Annotated in this window: 24 protein-coding genes; 5 read left to right on the top strand and 19 right to left on the bottom strand. The window is 67.0% G+C overall.

What is annotated here, in order from left to right; all coding sequences use genetic code 11:
* Positions 1 to 43: 43 nt before the first annotated feature.
* The 13 genes from MBENS4_RS11425 to nifB form a co-directional block, all read right to left on the bottom strand.
* On the bottom strand, positions 44 to 805 hold the full coding sequence (locus tag MBENS4_RS11425) for a siderophore-interacting protein (protein WP_039390842.1): 762 nt from the start codon (positions 803 to 805) through the stop codon (positions 44 to 46).
* A 109-nt stretch (positions 806 to 914) separates the two neighbouring features.
* Positions 915 to 1,418 carry a TOBE domain-containing protein gene (locus tag MBENS4_RS11420; protein ID WP_039390839.1) on the bottom strand — a complete coding sequence of 168 codons (504 nt, stop codon included), beginning with the start codon at positions 1,416 to 1,418 and terminating at the stop codon, positions 915 to 917.
* Positions 1,415 to 1,729, bottom strand: coding sequence for a Grx4 family monothiol glutaredoxin (gene grxD / locus MBENS4_RS11415; protein ID WP_039390838.1), 315 nt, complete (start codon positions 1,727 to 1,729; stop codon positions 1,415 to 1,417). The genes MBENS4_RS11420 and grxD overlap by 4 nt, the downstream gene beginning before the upstream one ends.
* A gap of 11 nt (positions 1,730 to 1,740) precedes the next feature.
* On the bottom strand, positions 1,741 to 1,998 hold the full coding sequence (locus MBENS4_RS11410) for a BolA/IbaG family iron-sulfur metabolism protein (protein ID WP_039390836.1): 258 nt from the start codon (positions 1,996 to 1,998) through the stop codon (positions 1,741 to 1,743).
* A gap of 24 nt (positions 1,999 to 2,022) precedes the next feature.
* A complete protein-coding gene (locus tag MBENS4_RS11405) occupies positions 2,023 to 2,322 on the bottom strand; it encodes a 2Fe-2S iron-sulfur cluster-binding protein (protein WP_039390835.1) in 300 nt (99 codons plus the stop codon).
* 27 nt (positions 2,323 to 2,349) lie between these two features.
* Positions 2,350 to 3,528, bottom strand: a complete 1,179-nt coding sequence (locus tag MBENS4_RS11400) for a DegT/DnrJ/EryC1/StrS family aminotransferase (RefSeq protein ID WP_052322214.1) — start codon at positions 3,526 to 3,528, stop codon at positions 2,350 to 2,352.
* Positions 3,525 to 3,800 (bottom strand): hypothetical protein, encoded by a 276-nt coding sequence (locus MBENS4_RS11395; RefSeq protein WP_039390833.1) that lies wholly within the window; start codon positions 3,798 to 3,800, stop codon positions 3,525 to 3,527. Before MBENS4_RS11395 ends, MBENS4_RS11400 begins: the two co-directional genes overlap by 4 nt.
* Before the next feature lie 19 nt (positions 3,801 to 3,819).
* On the bottom strand, positions 3,820 to 4,191 hold the full coding sequence (locus MBENS4_RS11390) for a DUF3024 domain-containing protein (RefSeq protein ID WP_039390831.1): 372 nt from the start codon (positions 4,189 to 4,191) through the stop codon (positions 3,820 to 3,822).
* A complete protein-coding gene (locus MBENS4_RS11385) occupies positions 4,188 to 4,466 on the bottom strand; it encodes a nitrogen fixation protein NifZ (protein ID WP_039390829.1) in 279 nt (92 codons plus the stop codon). The genes MBENS4_RS11390 and MBENS4_RS11385 overlap by 4 nt, the downstream gene beginning before the upstream one ends.
* Complete coding sequence (locus MBENS4_RS11380; RefSeq protein ID WP_039390828.1) at positions 4,463 to 4,813, bottom strand: nitrogen fixation protein NifZ; 351 nt, start codon at positions 4,811 to 4,813, stop codon at positions 4,463 to 4,465. The genes MBENS4_RS11385 and MBENS4_RS11380 overlap by 4 nt, the downstream gene beginning before the upstream one ends.
* On the bottom strand, positions 4,794 to 5,369 hold the full coding sequence (locus tag MBENS4_RS11375; RefSeq protein WP_052322213.1) for a tetratricopeptide repeat protein: 576 nt from the start codon (positions 5,367 to 5,369) through the stop codon (positions 4,794 to 4,796). Before MBENS4_RS11375 ends, MBENS4_RS11380 begins: the two co-directional genes overlap by 20 nt.
* Positions 5,366 to 5,587, bottom strand: coding sequence for a 4Fe-4S binding protein (locus tag MBENS4_RS11370; RefSeq protein ID WP_039390827.1), 222 nt, complete (start codon positions 5,585 to 5,587; stop codon positions 5,366 to 5,368). Before MBENS4_RS11370 ends, MBENS4_RS11375 begins: the two co-directional genes overlap by 4 nt.
* Before the next feature lie 6 nt (positions 5,588 to 5,593).
* Positions 5,594 to 7,177 (bottom strand): nitrogenase cofactor biosynthesis protein NifB, encoded by a 1,584-nt coding sequence (gene nifB / locus MBENS4_RS11365; protein WP_039390825.1) that lies wholly within the window; start codon positions 7,175 to 7,177, stop codon positions 5,594 to 5,596.
* 302 nt (positions 7,178 to 7,479) lie between these two features.
* Between nifB and MBENS4_RS11360 the strand changes: the two genes are divergently transcribed.
* Positions 7,480 to 8,574, top strand: coding sequence for a CNNM domain-containing protein (locus tag MBENS4_RS11360; protein ID WP_039390823.1), 1,095 nt, complete (start codon positions 7,480 to 7,482; stop codon positions 8,572 to 8,574).
* Positions 8,575 to 8,589: 15 nt separating this feature from the next.
* Here MBENS4_RS11360 and MBENS4_RS11355 read toward each other — a convergent pair whose 3' ends face one another.
* The 5 genes from MBENS4_RS11355 to MBENS4_RS11335 form a co-directional block, all read right to left on the bottom strand.
* Entirely contained in the window at positions 8,590 to 9,438 is an 849-nt protein-coding gene (locus tag MBENS4_RS11355) for an SIR2 family protein (RefSeq protein WP_039390821.1), read from the bottom strand.
* Positions 9,439 to 9,443: 5 nt separating this feature from the next.
* Positions 9,444 to 9,653 carry a putative nitrogen fixation protein NifT gene (gene nifT / locus MBENS4_RS11350; RefSeq protein WP_226635292.1) on the bottom strand — a complete coding sequence of 70 codons (210 nt, stop codon included), beginning with the start codon at positions 9,651 to 9,653 and terminating at the stop codon, positions 9,444 to 9,446.
* 12 nt (positions 9,654 to 9,665) lie between these two features.
* Complete coding sequence (locus MBENS4_RS11345) at positions 9,666 to 10,538, bottom strand: 4Fe4S-binding leucine-rich repeat protein (RefSeq protein WP_039390817.1); 873 nt, start codon at positions 10,536 to 10,538, stop codon at positions 9,666 to 9,668.
* 16 nt (positions 10,539 to 10,554) lie between these two features.
* Complete coding sequence (locus MBENS4_RS11340) at positions 10,555 to 10,749, bottom strand: 4Fe-4S dicluster domain-containing protein (protein ID WP_039390815.1); 195 nt, start codon at positions 10,747 to 10,749, stop codon at positions 10,555 to 10,557.
* 144 nt (positions 10,750 to 10,893) lie between these two features.
* Positions 10,894 to 12,330, bottom strand: coding sequence for an alginate export family protein (locus MBENS4_RS11335; RefSeq protein WP_052322212.1), 1,437 nt, complete (start codon positions 12,328 to 12,330; stop codon positions 10,894 to 10,896).
* Positions 12,331 to 12,662: 332 nt separating this feature from the next.
* On the opposite strand from MBENS4_RS11335, the gene modA reads away from it, so the two are divergent.
* From modA to MBENS4_RS11320, 3 genes are read left to right on the top strand one after another with little or no spacing between them, the layout of a single operon-like run.
* The gene (gene modA / locus MBENS4_RS11330) at positions 12,663 to 13,436 is read left to right on the top strand and encodes a molybdate ABC transporter substrate-binding protein (RefSeq protein ID WP_039390813.1); all 774 of its coding nucleotides are present in this window, start codon (positions 12,663 to 12,665) and stop codon (positions 13,434 to 13,436) included.
* 2 nt (positions 13,437 to 13,438) lie between these two features.
* Positions 13,439 to 14,143 (top strand): molybdate ABC transporter permease subunit, encoded by a 705-nt coding sequence (gene modB / locus MBENS4_RS11325; RefSeq protein ID WP_039390811.1) that lies wholly within the window; start codon positions 13,439 to 13,441, stop codon positions 14,141 to 14,143.
* Positions 14,133 to 14,855: a molybdenum ABC transporter ATP-binding protein gene (locus MBENS4_RS11320; RefSeq protein WP_084592049.1), complete on the top strand. Its 723-nt coding sequence runs from the start codon at positions 14,133 to 14,135 to the stop codon at positions 14,853 to 14,855. The genes modB and MBENS4_RS11320 overlap by 11 nt, the downstream gene beginning before the upstream one ends.
* On the opposite strand, the gene MBENS4_RS11315 is transcribed toward MBENS4_RS11320, so the two are convergent.
* Positions 14,782 to 15,165, bottom strand: coding sequence for a winged helix-turn-helix domain-containing protein (locus MBENS4_RS11315; RefSeq protein ID WP_039390810.1), 384 nt, complete (start codon positions 15,163 to 15,165; stop codon positions 14,782 to 14,784). The genes MBENS4_RS11320 and MBENS4_RS11315 overlap by 74 nt on opposite strands.
* Positions 15,166 to 15,360: 195 nt before the next feature.
* On the opposite strand from MBENS4_RS11315, the gene MBENS4_RS11310 reads away from it, so the two are divergent.
* Positions 15,361 to 16,011, top strand: coding sequence for a TetR family transcriptional regulator C-terminal domain-containing protein (locus MBENS4_RS11310; RefSeq protein WP_039390808.1), 651 nt, complete (start codon positions 15,361 to 15,363; stop codon positions 16,009 to 16,011).
* Positions 16,012 to 16,016 lie beyond the last annotated feature (5 nt).

Genomic DNA, 16,016 nt, shown 5'->3' with positions numbered 1-16,016 from the left:
TCAAGGGGCAATGGCCCCTTGAAAAAAGACTTAACTTCTTCCCTCAGGCGGCCGTCGCCTCGGCATCCTCGCGCTTGACCACCTTGTGGCTTTCCTCGTCGAGGCCCTGCTTCCAGTAGCTGGAGATGTAGAGTTCGGCGGGCGTCAGCGCCTTTTCCTCGCGCAGGTAGGTGCGCATAAGGCGCATGGCCGAGAATTCGCTCGCCGCCCAGGCGTAGACCCGGCCTTCGGGCCAGCCGTAGGCGCGCAGCGCCTCGACCAGCCACTGGGGCTGCTGGCCGGGTTCGGGGTTCACGACCCAGCGGATCTCCACGCCGTCGGGCGCGTCGATCTCCACGCGGTCGTCCTCCTGCTGGATCTCGATCACCGCGTAGCCCTTGGCCTCGCGATCCAGGGCTTCGAGGTTCACCGAGATGGCGGGAATCGCGGTCATGTCCCCGGCCACGAGATAGAAGTCGAAGCCTTCGGGCAGCGGCTTGGCCGCCCCCGGACCGCCGACCTCGATGGTCGAGCCGATCTCGGTGCTGACCGCCCAGTTGGTCGCCGGGCCCGAGACGCCGTTTTCCACGCCATGGAGCGCAAAGTCGACGTCGATCTCGCCAGCACGCTGGGCGCGGATGGTGTAGGTGCGCAAGGTCGGCTTGGCCTTGCCAGGCGCAGGGGGAAACATCAGCTTCACATAGCCGCCTTCCTGCCCGTGCGGGAAGTCGGCGAGCCCTTCGCCGCCCAGCGTCAGGCGGATCATCGAAGGCGAGACCTGCTGGCGGGCGAGGACGGTCAGCGTGCGCGGCTGGGGCTTGGCCATGGCGGGGGCTTCCTTATTGCGATAAACTTGCAAGAAGGAATGTAGGCGCCCTGTCACCGATTGCAATGGGGCATACCTATCACAGGTGCCCTGGCCTGGATTAGAGCCGTTACCCGTCGAGCGCGCAGACGATGATGTGCGAGGCCTTGAAGCTGGCGAGGATCTGGCGCCCGGCCTCCAGTTCCAGCGCCCGCGCGCTGTGGCTGGTCACCAGCACCGTCAGCTCGCGCCCCTCGCCGATGTCGAGCACGCATTCGGCCTCGACCGGCCCTGTCAGCACGTTGACGACGGTGCCCCCGATGAGGTTGCGCGCCGAAAGCGCCAGCCCCGGGACATCGTCGATCAGGGTGATGAAGCTGGGCTTGATGAGCGCAACCGCGCGCCCCCCCGGTTTCAGCCCCAGCGCGGCGACGGTGGAGTTGGGTACAAGCGCATCGATCACGATCCGCTCGTTGACGAGCAGGCCTACTTCCGCGCTCACCGCGCCGTGGACGATGGCGGTCACGATGCCTTCCAGCATGTTGCGCTCGCTCGCGCGCAGGCGGCGCCCACCCGGTGGTACGAAGGGTACGATGGCGGCTCCGGCCGCTCCCGTCGCGGAGGCCATGCTCATGCGCTTTGCCCGGCGAGGAGCGCCTGAAGCTCACCTGCCGCGTACATGTCGCGCACGATGTCGCAGCCCCCGATGAACTCGCCGCGCACGTAGACCTGGGGCAGCGTGGGCCAGTCGGAATACTCCTTGATGCCTTCGCGCAGGAACGGATCGTCGAGCACGTTGATCCCGACATAGGGCCGCCCGATAGCGTCCAGCACCTTCACCACGCCTGCGGAAAAGCCGCATTGCGGGGCGGCGGGCACGCCCTTCATGAAGACGACGATCTCGTTGTCGGTGACAAGCGCGCGGATACGGTCGGACGTGGCCATGGCCATTCTCCTCAGGTTGCAGGGGTGGTGGGGGGGACTGCAGGAACGAACGTCTGCAGCGCCAGCGCGTGCAGTTCATGGCCCATGTCCGCGCCAATCGCGGCGTAGACCATCTTGTGCTGGACGATCCGGCTCTTGCCCGCAAAGGCGGCGCAGGTGACGCGCGCGGCCCAGTGGTCGCCGTCCCCGGCCATATCGACCATCAGCACGTCCGCGTCGGGAAAGGCCGCGGTGATGCGGCGTTCGATCTCGGTGGCATCCATGGGCATAGGCTGTCTCTCCTTGGCACGTCGTCAGACGAAGCTCAGAACCTCGACGGTCACGTCCTCGGTGCCGGTCAGCGTTGCCTGGCAGGCGAGGCGCGACTTGGAACCGACGCCGACGATGGTGTCGAGAATGTCGTTCTCCGCGCGGCTGATGCGCGAGAGGCCCTTGCGCCCCTCGATCACGAAGAGGTGGCACTGGCCGCAGGAGGCTTCCCCGTCGCACTTGTGGGCGACCGGTGCCCCGCTGGCGAGCATGGCGGCGAGCAGGCTGTCCCCCTCGGCAACGGCGATGGAGGTGGCGGACGGCAGGATGGTGAGCGTGGTCATGGCGTTTTTCTGTGTCTCTTTCGGTGGTCAATAGATGGCGGCCCCGGCGCCTGCGTTGATCGAGGCGTCCTTGAGACGCGCGACCATGAAGGCGATCTGTTCGGGCGTGAGGTGGGCGTGAAAGGGCAGCACGACCGCGCGGTCGGCGACCTTCTCGGTCACGAAGAGGTCACCGCGCGTCCAGCCCAGCGCCCGGTAGGCGCGCTGGAGGTGGAGCGGGCTGGAATAGGCATGCGCCTCGACGCCCTCGGTGCGCATGTCCTCCAGGATCGCGTCGCGCGACCCCTTGGTGAAGCGCGTCCCCAGGTGCACGGTGTAGAGGAACCAGTGGACCTCCTTGACATCGGGCGAGATGTAGGGCGGCTTGATCCCCTCGAAGCTCTGCATGAAGCCGTCGTACATGGCCTGCACCCCGCGGCGGCGTTCCAGGAGCACGTCGAGGCGGCGCAGCTGCGCGAGCGCAAGGGCAGCCACCATCGCGCCCATCGCGGCCCCGAAGGGCGCATCCACCCCGGCCGAGACCGAAGTGCGGTCCGAGAGGCTGCGGCTGCGCAGCCGCCGCAGGGCCATGGCCAGCTGCGTGTCGTCGGTGAGCGCGATGCCCCCCTCCCCGCAGGCGATGACGCCGGGCTGGGCGAAATCGAAAAGCGCGACATCGCCGAAGCTGCCGACCACGCCCGCCTTGTGGCGCGAGCCGATCGCCTCGCTCGAATCCTCGATCAGGAAGAGGCCGTGCGCATCGGCTAGCGCGCGCAGGCCCGGCCAGTCGGCGGGGTGCCCGCAGGTGTTGCCCGCCAGGATCGCGCGGGTCCGGCTCGTCACCTTGTCCGCGCTCTTCGTCGCCGAAAGACAGCCCGACCAGTAGTCGATGTCGGCAAAGACCGGGGTCGCCCCGCAGCGCAGGACCGCGTGGCCCAGTTCGTGGAAGGAGTGAGCCGAGAGGATCACCTCGTCGCCCGGCCCGATCCCCTTTGCCGTCAGCACCATGACCAACGCCATGGCCGCACTGGAGGCCGCGACCCCGCGCGCGCGGCCGCACTGGGCGGCGAAGGCCTGCTCCAGCTCCTCGACCAGCGCGCCCTGCCCCAGCTGCGCGCCGCGCAGGACCTGCTCGACCGCGACCACGTCCTCCAGCGTCAGGTCGGGGTCGCTCATCGGGATCTGCAGCACCTCGCCCGTGGCGATCGAGACGACCTGCCCGCTCATGCCGGAGCCCTCCCCGCGACCAGAAGCCCGCTCGCCTGTGCCGGATCGCCGGTGACGCGGATGCAGTGGGCGGAAACGTCGAGCAGATGCAGGTCGCAGGCGCCCGCCGAGCGGTAGGGTTCCTCGAGCACGTCGCCCGCATCGCACTGGCGCAGGGCGAGATTTGGGACGAGACGCCGCAGCGCGACGCCCAGGGTTTCGGGCCGCGCACTGTCGCCCAGCGCCTGTACCAGCGCGTCGATGCGCGCGAGATCGATTTCGCTGAGCGGCATGGGCCTTCGCCTCCTTCCTCTATTGCCAGAAAACGCGGGCAGGATCGGCGTTGAGCCAGCCCATGAGCTCACCAAGGCGCGCGAACGGGCCGTCCTCAATCCAGCTGTGCGTGCCGTGATCGCGCCGGTAGAGCCTCCATTCGCGCGCGCGCTCGTCCCAGAGGAGGCGCGCGATGTCGATTTCCCCGCCTTCGGGATCGACGGTGCGTGAACAGCACGGCGCGCGCACGAGGTAGCCGTCCTCGATGGGCACGACCACGGGCTCGACGTAGCGGTAGCGCCGCCGCCGAACGAGCAGGCGCTCGATCCGCGCCAGGTCGAACTCGTTGGGCTGGCGGACGAGAGGCGCCCGCGGCGCGGGGGCCTGGGCGGAGGCGGCGGCAAGGCTCATGGCAACGTCCCTCCCGCTTCGGCGCGTTCGATCTCCTCTTCGAGGCACCCGACGACAAGCGGGGACCCGGCCCCCTCGCCGCGCGCAAACTCGACGAGGTAGACCGGCTGGTTGCTCTCCTCGTGGTGGCCCACGTTGACGATCTCGCCGCGCGTCCCGCGCGGGGCCAGGATCGCTTCGGGCGGGGCGCCCGGAAACGAACCGTCGTTGACAAGGTCCACCACGGCGCGCACGGCCTCGCCCCAGCCGTAGACGGGCTCGCGAATGTCCATCATGGCGCCGCACTCGGAAGGGGCGATGCAGGGCGCGGCGCACGCGCGACAGGCAGTTCGTCCTCGTCCTCCTCGCTCGCCCAGACCGGGTCGAGCTCGCGCCGCTTCATGCCCACGCGGTGGCCGCTCTCGAAGAACTCGATGCCATAGATGTAGAACTGCTGGAGAAAGGTGCCGATCGAGACGACGACGCCCTCTTCGCCCTTCTTGACCAGCAGTTCGCCGATCTCCTTGCCCGCGTAGGTGCCGTCATTGCGCACAAGACGCCGCGCGCGCACGCGTTCTCCATAGCGGAAGGCGGGCGGGCCATTGAGTTCAACGACCTCGCTGTCACGAACGATGTTCGCCATCGGCCTCCTCCTCATCCTCCATGCGGTTCAGGACATCGATGAGAACCTGCGCGCCGATGCGGTCGCGCGGGTCGAGTTCGAGCAGTTTCTCGGCCGCCTCCCGCCCCGCTTCGAGATGGCCGGTGCGCAGCGAGAGGTAGGCGTAGCCCTTGAGGCTGAAGAGGAAAAAGCGCGGCAACAGCGCCTCCCACTCCCCGAAGGCGGCATCGCACGGCTGCACCCGCCGCCAGTCCTCGCCCAGGACGTTGAGGCGCAGGGCCTTGGCAACGCAGGCGCGCGCCACGTCGAGAGCTTCGTTCAGCCGTCCCTTGTAGAAATAGAAGCGGTAGAGCGCGATCAGGACGGCGGCATGGTCGGGCGCGATCTTCTCGGCTTCGAACAGATGCGTCTCGGCCACATCGGTCAGGTGATAGCGCGTGGCCGCACGTTCGAGGTGAGAGCGCGCCTCCTCGGGCAGGCCCCCTCCCAGGAGGGGGCTGGCGAGGATCGAACGCTCGAACGCATCCGATGCCCCGCCAAAGCCCTCGAACGGCAGCGTTTCACGCGCCCCGCTCATGCCGGCTGGTACCGCGGCACGCTGGCGTCGAGCACGCAGGTGTCATCGACCGGGCAGATCGCGACGCACTGCGGGTCCTCGAAGTGGCCGATGCACTCGGTGCAGAGCGCCGGGTCGATGACGAAGGTGCCCTTCGCCTCCGAGATCGCCATGTTGGGACACAGCGCCTCGCAGGCCGTGCAGTTGGTGCACTGGCTGGCGACGATCTTGTAGGCCATCGCCGCTCACCCCGCCTGGCTGAGCAGCGCACCCTGGCGGATGGCCGCATCGCCGCGCTGCTGGTGGACGATCTCGCCGCTCGCGATACGTTCAAGGTAGTCCTTGAACCAGACCAGCGCGGACTGTTCGATGTACTCGTGGGCGTACTGGTCGACCGGCTCGACGCCCGCTGCCTGGAGGTCGGCCTTGGGACAGCCGCCGATCTTGGCGACGAAGACCGCGTGGCAGTCGTTGATCGCCGCGATCACGGTGTCGAGCGCATCCTCCTCGCCATAGCCGCCCTGGCAGTAGAGGTCGACGCGGCGGTGGCCGACGAACTTGGCGCCCTTGGCGTTCAGTTCATAGACCTGGAACTCCTTGGCGTGGCCGAAGTGCTCGTTGATGATCCCGTGGCCCTTGGTGGCAACCGCGACCAGGACCGAGATATCGCCCGCCTTTTCAAGGCCGTCCAGTTCGCTCGCCTTGGCGGCCACCTTGGCCTGGCGCTCGCCTTCGACCGCCTGCTGGTAGGCCTTGCGGCCTTCGGCGTCGTATTCGATGTCCATCGCCATGATCTTCTCGGTGGTAAACTCGGCCGAACGATCTTCGCCGAGCAGCCCGACCGCGTCGGCGCGGCACTGGCGGCAGTGGCGCATCATGTTCATGTCGCCCTCGCACGCGTCCTGAAGCGCCTTGAGTTCCTGCGCGGAAGGACCGCGCTGGCCGTTGAGACCGAACACGGTGCCATGCTCGGGCGCGGAAATGAGCGGCATGATGTTGTGCAGGAATGCGCCCCGGCTCTTCACCGCCTTGTTCACCTCGACGAGGTGCGCATCGTTGATGCCCGGGATCATCACCGAGTTGATCTTGGAAAGGATGCCCCGCTCGGTGAGCATCTCGAGGCCCAGCATCTGCCGCTCGGTCAGGATCTTGGCGGCTTCATAGCCCTGCAGGCGCTTGTTCTCCCAGAAGATCCAGGGATAGATGTGCTGGCCCACTTCGGGGTCCACCATGTTGATGGTGATGGTGACGTGGTCGACCTTGTACTTGGCGATCTCGTCGACCCAGTCAGGCAGTGCGAGGCCATTGGTCGAGAGGCACAGCTTGATGTCGGGGGCGACCTCGCTGATGAGGCGGAAGGTCTCGAAGGTCTTGGCCGGATTGGCGAGCGGGTCGCCCGGTCCGGCAATGCCCAGCACGGTCATCTGCGGAATGGTCGAGGCCACCGCAAGCACCTTCTTCGACGCCTGCTCGGGCGTCAGGCGTTCGGAAACGACACCCGGACGGCTCTCGTTCGCGCAGTCGTACTTGCGGTTACAGTAGTTGCACTGGATGTTGCAGGCGGGCGCGACGGCCACGTGCATGCGTGCGTAGTGGTGGTGGGCTTCTTCGGAATAGCACGGATGGTTCTTCACCTTCTCCCAGATCTCGGGCGGCATGTCGGCCGGCCCCGCGCTCGATCCGCAGCTCGCCTTGCCCGAACCGCCTTCGGTCCCGCAGCCCTTGTGCTCGGCCACCTTCTGCATGACATCGGAAATATCGACGACGCCGTCTGCGGAACTGGCCTCGCGTGTGCTGTCCGGATCCTGGCTGAAAAGGGTGTCGGTCATGGAAAACTCCCCAAGTCGCAGCCGGCGGAGGGGGCACCACCGGCTTTCTGCTGATGGGAGAGGCTCAGCAAACTGCGTGCCAGATATCGGAAACTACCGATTTTCGGCCACTTCATGCCGCATCGCAGCACAGCGTGCCCGAAGGCCCCTGTCGCGATTGTCACGCTTGGTACGCCCGCTTTGTCCGGCTCGCGACACGACAAGGTGCAGTTCGTGCACGATCAGGCACCTAGGCAAGGCGGAGAATCCCCGTTACCAGAACGGGTTCGCGCACACTCGCGCAACGGAGTACGAATAGCCGCATGGCCTTGCTGGTCTTCTATGTCGCCCTGGCGCTGTGCGTCTCGTTCCTGTGTTCGCTGCTCGAATCCTCGATGCTGACGCTCACGCCCTCGCAGGTACGCACCTTCGAGCAGCGCGGCACGCCCTGGGCGCGCAAGCTCAAGCGGCTGAAGGACGATGTCGACCGCCCGCTGGCCGCGATCCTCACCCTCAACACGATTGCCCACACGATGGGCGCGGCGGGTGCGGGCGCGCAGTACGCCAAGCTCTACGGCAGTGGCAGCGAGGCGGTGTTTGCCGCGCTGCTGACGGTCGCGATCCTGATCCTCACCGAAATCATCCCCAAGACCATCGGCGCGCGCTACGCGACGGGGATTGCCCCGTTCTGCGCCTGGATCCTGCCGCCGATGATGGTCGTGCTCGCCCCGCTGGTGTGGTTTTCGCGCCAGATCACCAAGCTTATCGCGCTGGGGCGCACCGCGGAGACACCGCGCCACCGCGAAGAACTCCTTGCCGTCACCAGCCTGGGCCAGGCCTCGGGCCAGATCGACACGGCCGAAGCCCGCTTCCTCAACAACCTGCTCCAGCTCGACCGGATCAAGACGGCCGACGTGATGACCCCGCGCACGGTGGTCTTCAGCCTGTCGCAGGACATCGCGCTGGACGAGTTGACCGAGAAGGTGCGCAAGTCCCCCTTCACTCGCATTCCCGTCTCGGGCGAGGGTGTCGACGAGATCCGCGGCTTCGTCATCAAGCACGACGTGCTCGATCTGCTCATGGACGAGGACTGCGACGAGCAGGGCTTTGCCGACCTGATCCGCCCGCTGCCCAGCGTGCTCGACCAGCTGAGCGTCGACCGCCTGTTCCACCGCTTCATCTCCGAGCACCACCACATCCTCATGGTGGTCGACGAATACGGCAGCTTCCTGGGTCTGGTCACGCTGGAGGACGTGCTGGAGACGATCTTCGGCTTCGAGATCGTGGACGAACTCGACGCGGTCGACGATCTGCAGGAATACGCCCGCGAACTCTCGCGCCGTCGCGCCGAGGCCGCCACGCGGATGAAGACCCCCGCGCCTGCCGCCGCGCCCGAACGCCGCGCCGCGCGCGACTGAGAGCCTTTCCGCCCTTCAGCCCATCAGCTGACCCAGCGCCTCGCCCAGAGGCTTGGCGATGGGAGAGATGTTCTGTTCCTCCAGGAAGCGTCGCTCGTTGCGGGTGAGCGTTTCCACGTCGAGCACGGCATAGTGCCGCGCGGACGAGCGTTTCATGATCTGCCGGGCATAGGTGCGCAGGAGCTGGTCGTCGAAGCGGCAGCCTAGGAACACGAAGCCAAGACCTGTCCGGCGATGCCGGACCTCTTCTGGGATCGGGGTCTGGATGTCGATTTCGGTGAGGACCTCGACGTAGTCCGCATCGGTGATGAGGAAGTTCGCATCGGGCGCGATGCCGCCATGGGGGGTGTAAAGCAGCGTCGTCGCGGCCTCGGCCTCCTGTGCTTTCGCCGGATCGCCGCCGGGCGTGTAGAAGCGGAACCAGCGGTCCTCGCCGATGTGCGCGCGGGTGATCCCCTGCACTTCGGCCCAGTCCTCGCGGCCTGCGGCAAGAAGCGCGGTGCGCATCTCGCCCGCATACCAGGCATCGACGACAAGCGGCAGCGGCAGGCCCGCCAGCCAGCGGTGGAAGGCCGAGGGCAGCACGCCCTGCGCAAAAGCCTCCTTCATCCAGGCCGTCACGGTATCGCGAAAGCGCGTGCTCTCGATGTACTGTGCCGCAGCCCAGCAATTGCCCTTCGCGCGGCGTGGCAGGGTGGTCTTCGTCGCGAAGAAGTCGGCCAGAGCCGCGGTCGAGAGCGGCACCGCATGCGCGCCCAGCGCCGAGATACCCGGCCCCACGAAAGGCACCAGTTGCCCGGCCCGCAGCCCCTCGCCCACTTCATCAAGCAGCACCTCGGGATTTTCCAGAACATGTGTCGCCATCACGCTCAGTCCTCTTCCACGGTGGCGCGCTTCTTCGCCTCGACAGTGATCGGCAGGCGCGTGTCCTCGGCCAGCCAGGGCAGTTCGAGCACCCATCCGTTGGCAAGGCGCACCCAGCCGCCCCACAGGCTTTCCTTCTCGACCTCCACGATCGGCTCCTCCAGGTCTTTCTTGGGCACGTAGGCCGAGAGCTGTCCCTCGGCGCGGCGGATCATGACTTTCACGGACTAGGTCTCCTTTCCGGGATCATGGGGCGCGGGAAAAGCCACCACGGCGGCACCGTCATTCCCGGTATGGTCCGCGAGCCGGCCCGCCAGTTCGGGCACCGCCTCGATGCGCGTGCGCGCCAGCTCACGAATGGCGGGTTCCTCGTCATCGAGCAGCGCGAAGAGATCCTCCTCGGCCAGCCGCTCGGCCACAGTGAAGCGCACGCGCATGTCGCTGTCCTCGACCAGCAGGCGCAGCGGATCGGGCGGCAACCGCCCGGCAACCTCGCGGCGCACCAGCGGGTCGGGGTCGAACGCCATGTCGGGCAGCGCGCGCACATCGATGCGCCGGGCGACCCAGGCGCGCACTTCCGGATCGGGGTCATGGCGTACCAGTGGCAGCATCTCGACCGGCATGCGCCGCACCGCGGTGATGCGCACCATGTAGGCCTCGTCGCGGATTGCGGGCACCAGGTCCGCCCCGGTCAGGCGCGAGGCCGCCGCGATGCGCACGTCGATGTCCTCGTCGTGGATCATGTCGCGGATCCTTTCTGCAGGCAGGCGCAGCGTCGCCATCGCGCGGACTTCGGGTTCGGGATCGTCCAGCAGGGGAGCGAGCCGGAACACCGTGGCGTGGCGCGCGGCGCCTGCGCGCACCTCGAAATAGGGATGGTCAAGGTACTGGTCGGCAAGCTCGGGATTGGCGCGCAGGAACGTCTCCACCCGGCGCGCGCGGCGGTCACGGATGCAGGCGCGCCCCTTCGCGCACAGGCCCATCGCGTTGATGGACTGGTGGTCGCACTCGCGGCAGCGCACCGGGCGCCCCTTCCAGTCGAGCGCGGCACCCAGGTTGTCCTCGAAGGCGTTGTCCTCGAAGGCCACGGCCCGTCCCATGCCCCTTGCGCGCCGGTCAGGCCGGCACGCAGGTCTTGGGGACGGGGCAGACCGTGTCGCACTGCGGATGGTCGTACTCGCCCGCGCACTCGGTGCACTTGGCGGGATCGATGATGAAGGTGTCGCCCTTCATCGAGATCGCCGCGTTGGGGCATTCGAATTCGCACGCGCTGCACCCGGTGCACTGCGAGGCGATGATCTTGTAGGCCATGGTAGTCCTCCTGCCTGTGTCCGCTCGAGTGGAAGCAGGAAGCGTGCCAGCCAGAAAGGTCAGGACTTATAGTACGTTAGGATTACAGCGTGTTGTCCGGGACCCGACAAACGTGTCCGTTTTCGTCCATCGTTCCGGCGCGTGTCAGAAGTGGACCGTCGCGCTGGTATAGCCATAGAGCGTATCGCCCCAGCCGTTGGCACCGCTTGCATTCTTCAGGAAATCGCCGCGAAACAGCACCGCCCCGCCGGTGTCGATTTCCAGCACCCTGGGCACCAGCCAATAGCCCGCGCGTGCCTCCAGCTGGTAGCCGGCGAAACGGCCCGCGTTCCCATCGGCGTCCGAAACACCGGTCGAGGAAAAACTGTCCTCAAGACTGTCCGCCCAGTTCGCCCGGCCCATCGCCGCAAGGGAAAGCCGCTTGGCCGGGCTGGCCTGGACCAGCGCCCCTACCGAGCGGATATTGGCACGGCCCAGCGCTCCGTAGAGCGAGGTCGGTCCGAACTCGAAGCGGCGCGCGCCGAACAGGGTGTCGAAGCGGTTGTAGGAACCTCCCCCGTTCTCACCCGGTTTGTCGCCCGAGACGAGATCAAGCTCCAGCGCCACGCGCGGGCTCCAGCCGCCGGAAAAGCGGTAGCCCACCTCGGCGTGTGCAAAGTAGGCCGAGACGTCGCGCTTCAGCGCGCCCGGCGCCGTCGAATTGCGGATATTGCCGAACTGGTAGGCCCCCTCGACGTCGAAATCCAGGCACCCCGCCGTACTCTTGCGCGACAGCCGCGCCCCGGCCGTGCGCAGATGCCGGTTGCGCGTGGCACGCGAGGGCGTGTCATCCTCGTCGAGGGCGTAGAAATAACCCTCCAGCGCCGCCCCGCGAAGGCCGATGGGCGTGCGCGCAAAAGCGCCCCAGAAGGTCTCGTCGAAACCCTGGCTATCGGCGTGGACGTGGTTATCCAGAATGCCATCCCGGTCGCCGGGCAGACGCCGCACCGGCATCGTGTAGAAGGCCGAGACGGACTCTCCGCCCTTGCCCGTCCAATCCGCCCGAAAGCCGGTGAAGGCGTTGATCGTGTTGCGAAAGCGATTGCGCGCGACAAGGCGGCGCGAGCCCATGTCCATGGTGAAGCGCCCGGCCTGGAGCCGCGCGGACGTGCCCTCGCCCAGCGCCGTGCCAAAATCGAAGGCGAGATAGGCCTGCGTCACCGCCAGCGCGTTGACCTCGGTGGTGCCGAGCGAACTGCCCTCACCCCCACCATAGGCGCGCGAGTCGGTGATCTCGCCGCCCACCTGCACCGGCCCTGCGTCATAGGTCACCTGCAGGTCGCTGCGCAAAAGAAGCGCATCGCTGCTGCGCGCGCGGCCGGGACGAAACTGGTTGTCGATCGCCTCGTAGCGCGCCCGCACATGGCCCTCGACCGTCAGCCCCTCGGGATTTCCCAGAGCCTTCTGGAGTGTGGGGGCATCCCCCTCCCCGGCATGGGCCACTCCTGGAAAAAGGGGCAGGACGGGCAGCATGGGCAAGACCAGCGCGCGCAACACGCCCGCGTCACGGGCGCGCACGGCGCCCTGCAATATCGTCGTCATGGGAACTCCCTGGAGCATGCGCGCGACCTGTCCCTGTGCCTGGCACAGGACAAACGTTGGGGTCGCGGCACCGTTTTCTATATCCAAGTGTATATTAATGTTGCTGAGAGTCCAGACCACGCTCCACGCGCTCTTGCGAAAAATATTCTTCACTCGCAATAAGCAGCTTGAGGAACACGCCTATTTCTCGTGACTTAGAGACATATCGCCCACCAGAATCGGATGATGCAACGCATCATGACACCCGCTGCACCGCAGCAAATTCCTGTTTCACATCTTTTCCGCACAGCCATTTTAATATACAGATGGATATAGCAATTTCCGGAGGGATCATGTTGAACCGAATCGGCCGCTGGTGCGCGGCCCTCGCGCTGCTGCTGGCCATCGGCCTTTCCGGCCCGGCCGCATGGGCCGCAGGCCCTACCGTGCTCGCCGCGGCAAGCCTTCGCGAATCGATGAATGCGGCGGCCGATGCCTGGGCCGCGAAGGGCCATGATCGCCCGGTCATCTCCTTTGCCGGTTCCTCCGCGCTCGCCCGCCAGATCGAGGCCGGGGCGCCGGCCGACATCTTCGTGTCGGCCGACGAGAAGTGGATGGACTATCTCCAGACCCGCAAGCTGATCCGCACGTCCACACGCCGTTCCTTCCTTGCCAACGACATCGTTCTCATCGCCCCCAAGTCCAGTGCGCTGAAACTGGCGATCAAGCCGGGCTTCCCGCTCGCGCGCACGCTTGGCAGCCGCCGTCTCGCCATGGCCGACACCAACGCCGTTCCCGCCGGACGCTACGGCAAGGAAGCGCTCCAGAAGCTGGGCGTGTGGGAGAGCGTTTCGGGCAAGGTTGCCAGCGCCGAGAACGTGCGCGTCGCGCTCGCCTTCGTCAGCCGGGGCGAAACCCCGCTGGGGATCGTCTATGCCACCGATGCCAAGGCCGATCCGGGCGTGCGCGTCGTCGGCACCTTCCCGCGCTCCAGCCACACCCCGATCAGCTATCCCGTCGCGCTGACCGCAAAGGCCGCCAACCGGGAGGCCGAGGCGTTCCGAAAGTTCCTGATTTCCAGCCAGGGCAAGGCCGTCTTCGCCCGCTTCGGGTTCCGCACGAACTGAGCATGGCAGGCCTCCTCTCCCCCGAGGAATGGCAGGTCGTCGTCCTCTCGCTCAAAGTGAGCGGCGTGGCGATCCTGATCGACCTGCCACTGGCCTTTGCGCTGGCCTGGCTGCTCGCGCGCGGGCGCTTTCCCGGCAAGGTGCTGCTGGATGCCATCGTCCACCTCCCGCTCGTCCTGCCGCCGGTGGTGACGGGCTGGATGCTGCTGCTCGCCTTTGGCAGCAACGGGCCGGTCGGGCGCTTCCTGCTCGATACCTTCGGGCTCGGTCTCATCTTCCGCTGGACCGGCGCAGCGCTTGCGGCCGCGATCATGGCCTTGCCGCTGATGGTGCGCGCGATCCGGCTCTCACTCGAGGAAGTCGACCGGCGCCTGGAAAGCGCCGCGCGCACGCTGGGCGCAGGGCCTTGGCGCACCTTTGCCAGCGTCACGCTGCCCCTCGCGCTTCCCGGCGTGATGGCCGCGCTTGTCCTGGGCTTTGCGCGGTCCATCGGCGAATTTGGCGCGACGATCACCTTTGCCTCGAACATTCCGGGCGAGACCCGCACGCTGCCGCTCGCGATCTATACCGCGCTGCAGATCCCGGGCAGCGAGGGCGACGTGGCGCGCCTCGCGATCATTTCGGTGCTGCTCTCGCTCGCCGCGCTGGTGATCTCCGAGACACTGACCCGGCGCTCCGGACAGAGGAAGGCCGGCCATGCCCTTTGACGTCGACATCGCCCTCCAGCGCGGCAGCGCGCACATCGCGGCCCGTTTCCGCGTCGGGCCGGGCCTCACCGCCCTGTTTGGCACCTCGGGGGCGGGCAAGACGAGCGTGCTCAACGCCGTCGCCGGGCTGATCCGCCCGCAGAGCGGCCGCATCGCGGTGGGCCAGGAGGTGCTCTACGATGGCACTACGCGCCTGCACCTCGCGCCCGAGAAGCGCGCCTGCGGCTACGTCTTCCAGGACAGCCGCCTGTTCCCCCACAAGACCGTGCGCGACAATCTGCTGTTCGGCTGGAAGCTCGCGCCCGCCGCCCGGCGCTGGATGGCGCTGGAGGAAGCGAGCGAATTCCTGGGCATCGCGCATCTTCTGAAGCGCATGCCGCGCACGCTGTCGGGCGGCGAAATGCAGCGTGTCGCGATCGGCCGCGCGCTCCTTTCCGGGCCCCGCTTCCTGCTCATGGACGAGCCGCTCTCCTCGCTCGACGAGGAACGGCGCGGCGGGGTGATGCAGGTGATCGAACGCATCCGCGACGAACTGGCCCTGCCCATCCTCTACGTCAGCCATGACCGGCGCGAGGTGGACCGGCTTGCCGATCATGTCGTGACGCTGGGCCCCAACGGCACCGGGGTGACGTCCGGGATCAGGACTTCTGATGCGCCAGCGGCGCGTCGCGCAGCGCTGCGCCCAGTTCCGTCCACTCCGCACAATCCCTGAGACCGCGGCTCTCCTCCTGGAGGCTGCGGTAGAGCTGGAGTATGCCCCGTCCATAGGGGGTCATCCGCGCACCGCCGCGCGCCGAACCGCCCGGCGCGGTTTCCACCAGCGGTTCGTGCCAGCAGCGGTTCATCGTATCGACCAAGAGCCAGGCCCGGCGGTAACTCATGCCGATCTTGCGCGCCGCGGCGGAGATCGAACCTTCCTCGCCGATGGCATCGAGCAGGTCCGCCTTGCCCGGCCCCATGGCGATCTCATCCCCTGAATAGATCTGCAACTTGATCTTCAAGACTGGTGCGCTCTGGCTCATCTGCCCGTCTTGGCCCGGATCCATTCGCGTGGCAAGCCATGGCCGCAAAGCGCGTTGAAACACTTGTCTGTACCACTAAGAGACACTCTGGCGCGCAACGAATGGCCACTTGCCTAGCGTTGAATCGATTGCAATATAACGCTGGGGCCTTTGGGCGCGATACGAAACAGAACAAGAAGAAGCGGGACCATAAAAATGAACACTCGTCCGACGGAGACGCCGCAGCCCGGGGCACAGAGGCCACGTCGCACCATCAAGCGCCAGCAACCCGGCGTGCGGCGGCAGGATCTGCTCCAGGTGACCCTCGAATGCCTTTCCAGGTTGGGGCCACGGGGCACCACGGGGCGCGAAATCTGTCGGCAGGCCGGGGTCTCGCATGGCCTGTTGCGCCACTACTTCACCAACCCGCAGAACCTGCTGCTCGAAACCTACGAAGAGCTCTGCAACCAGGTCATCACGGGCCTTGCCGCCGAACTCACGGTGCCCGACCGCGACGCCTGGGTCTCGCTTGACGCCTTCTTCGACAAGCTGTTCTCCGACGAATGGGCCAACACCCAAAGCCTGGGCGCCTGGCTCGCGTTCTGGTCGCTGGTGCGCAGCGACCCCGAGTTTGCGGCGCGCAACGATGCCCTCAACAATGAAGTCCGGCGCCTGCTGGCCGATGCGATGTCGCGCCTTTCCGAGCGCCCGCAGGCCTCGTCGATGGACGATGCCGTCGCCATCATGGCCGCAACCATGGACGGCCTGTGGTTCGAGTTCTGCCTCTCGCCCAACCGCCTCTCGCGCGAGCGGGGCATGGAATTGTGCAAGCGCACCTTGCGCATCCTGATCCCCGAAGCGGCCTGACACGG

The organism is Novosphingobium sp. MBES04, assembly GCF_000813185.1.
Classification (GTDB): Bacteria; Pseudomonadota; Alphaproteobacteria; order Sphingomonadales; family Sphingomonadaceae; genus Novosphingobium; species Novosphingobium decolorationis.
This window is presented reverse-complemented; position numbering and strand designations above follow the sequence as displayed.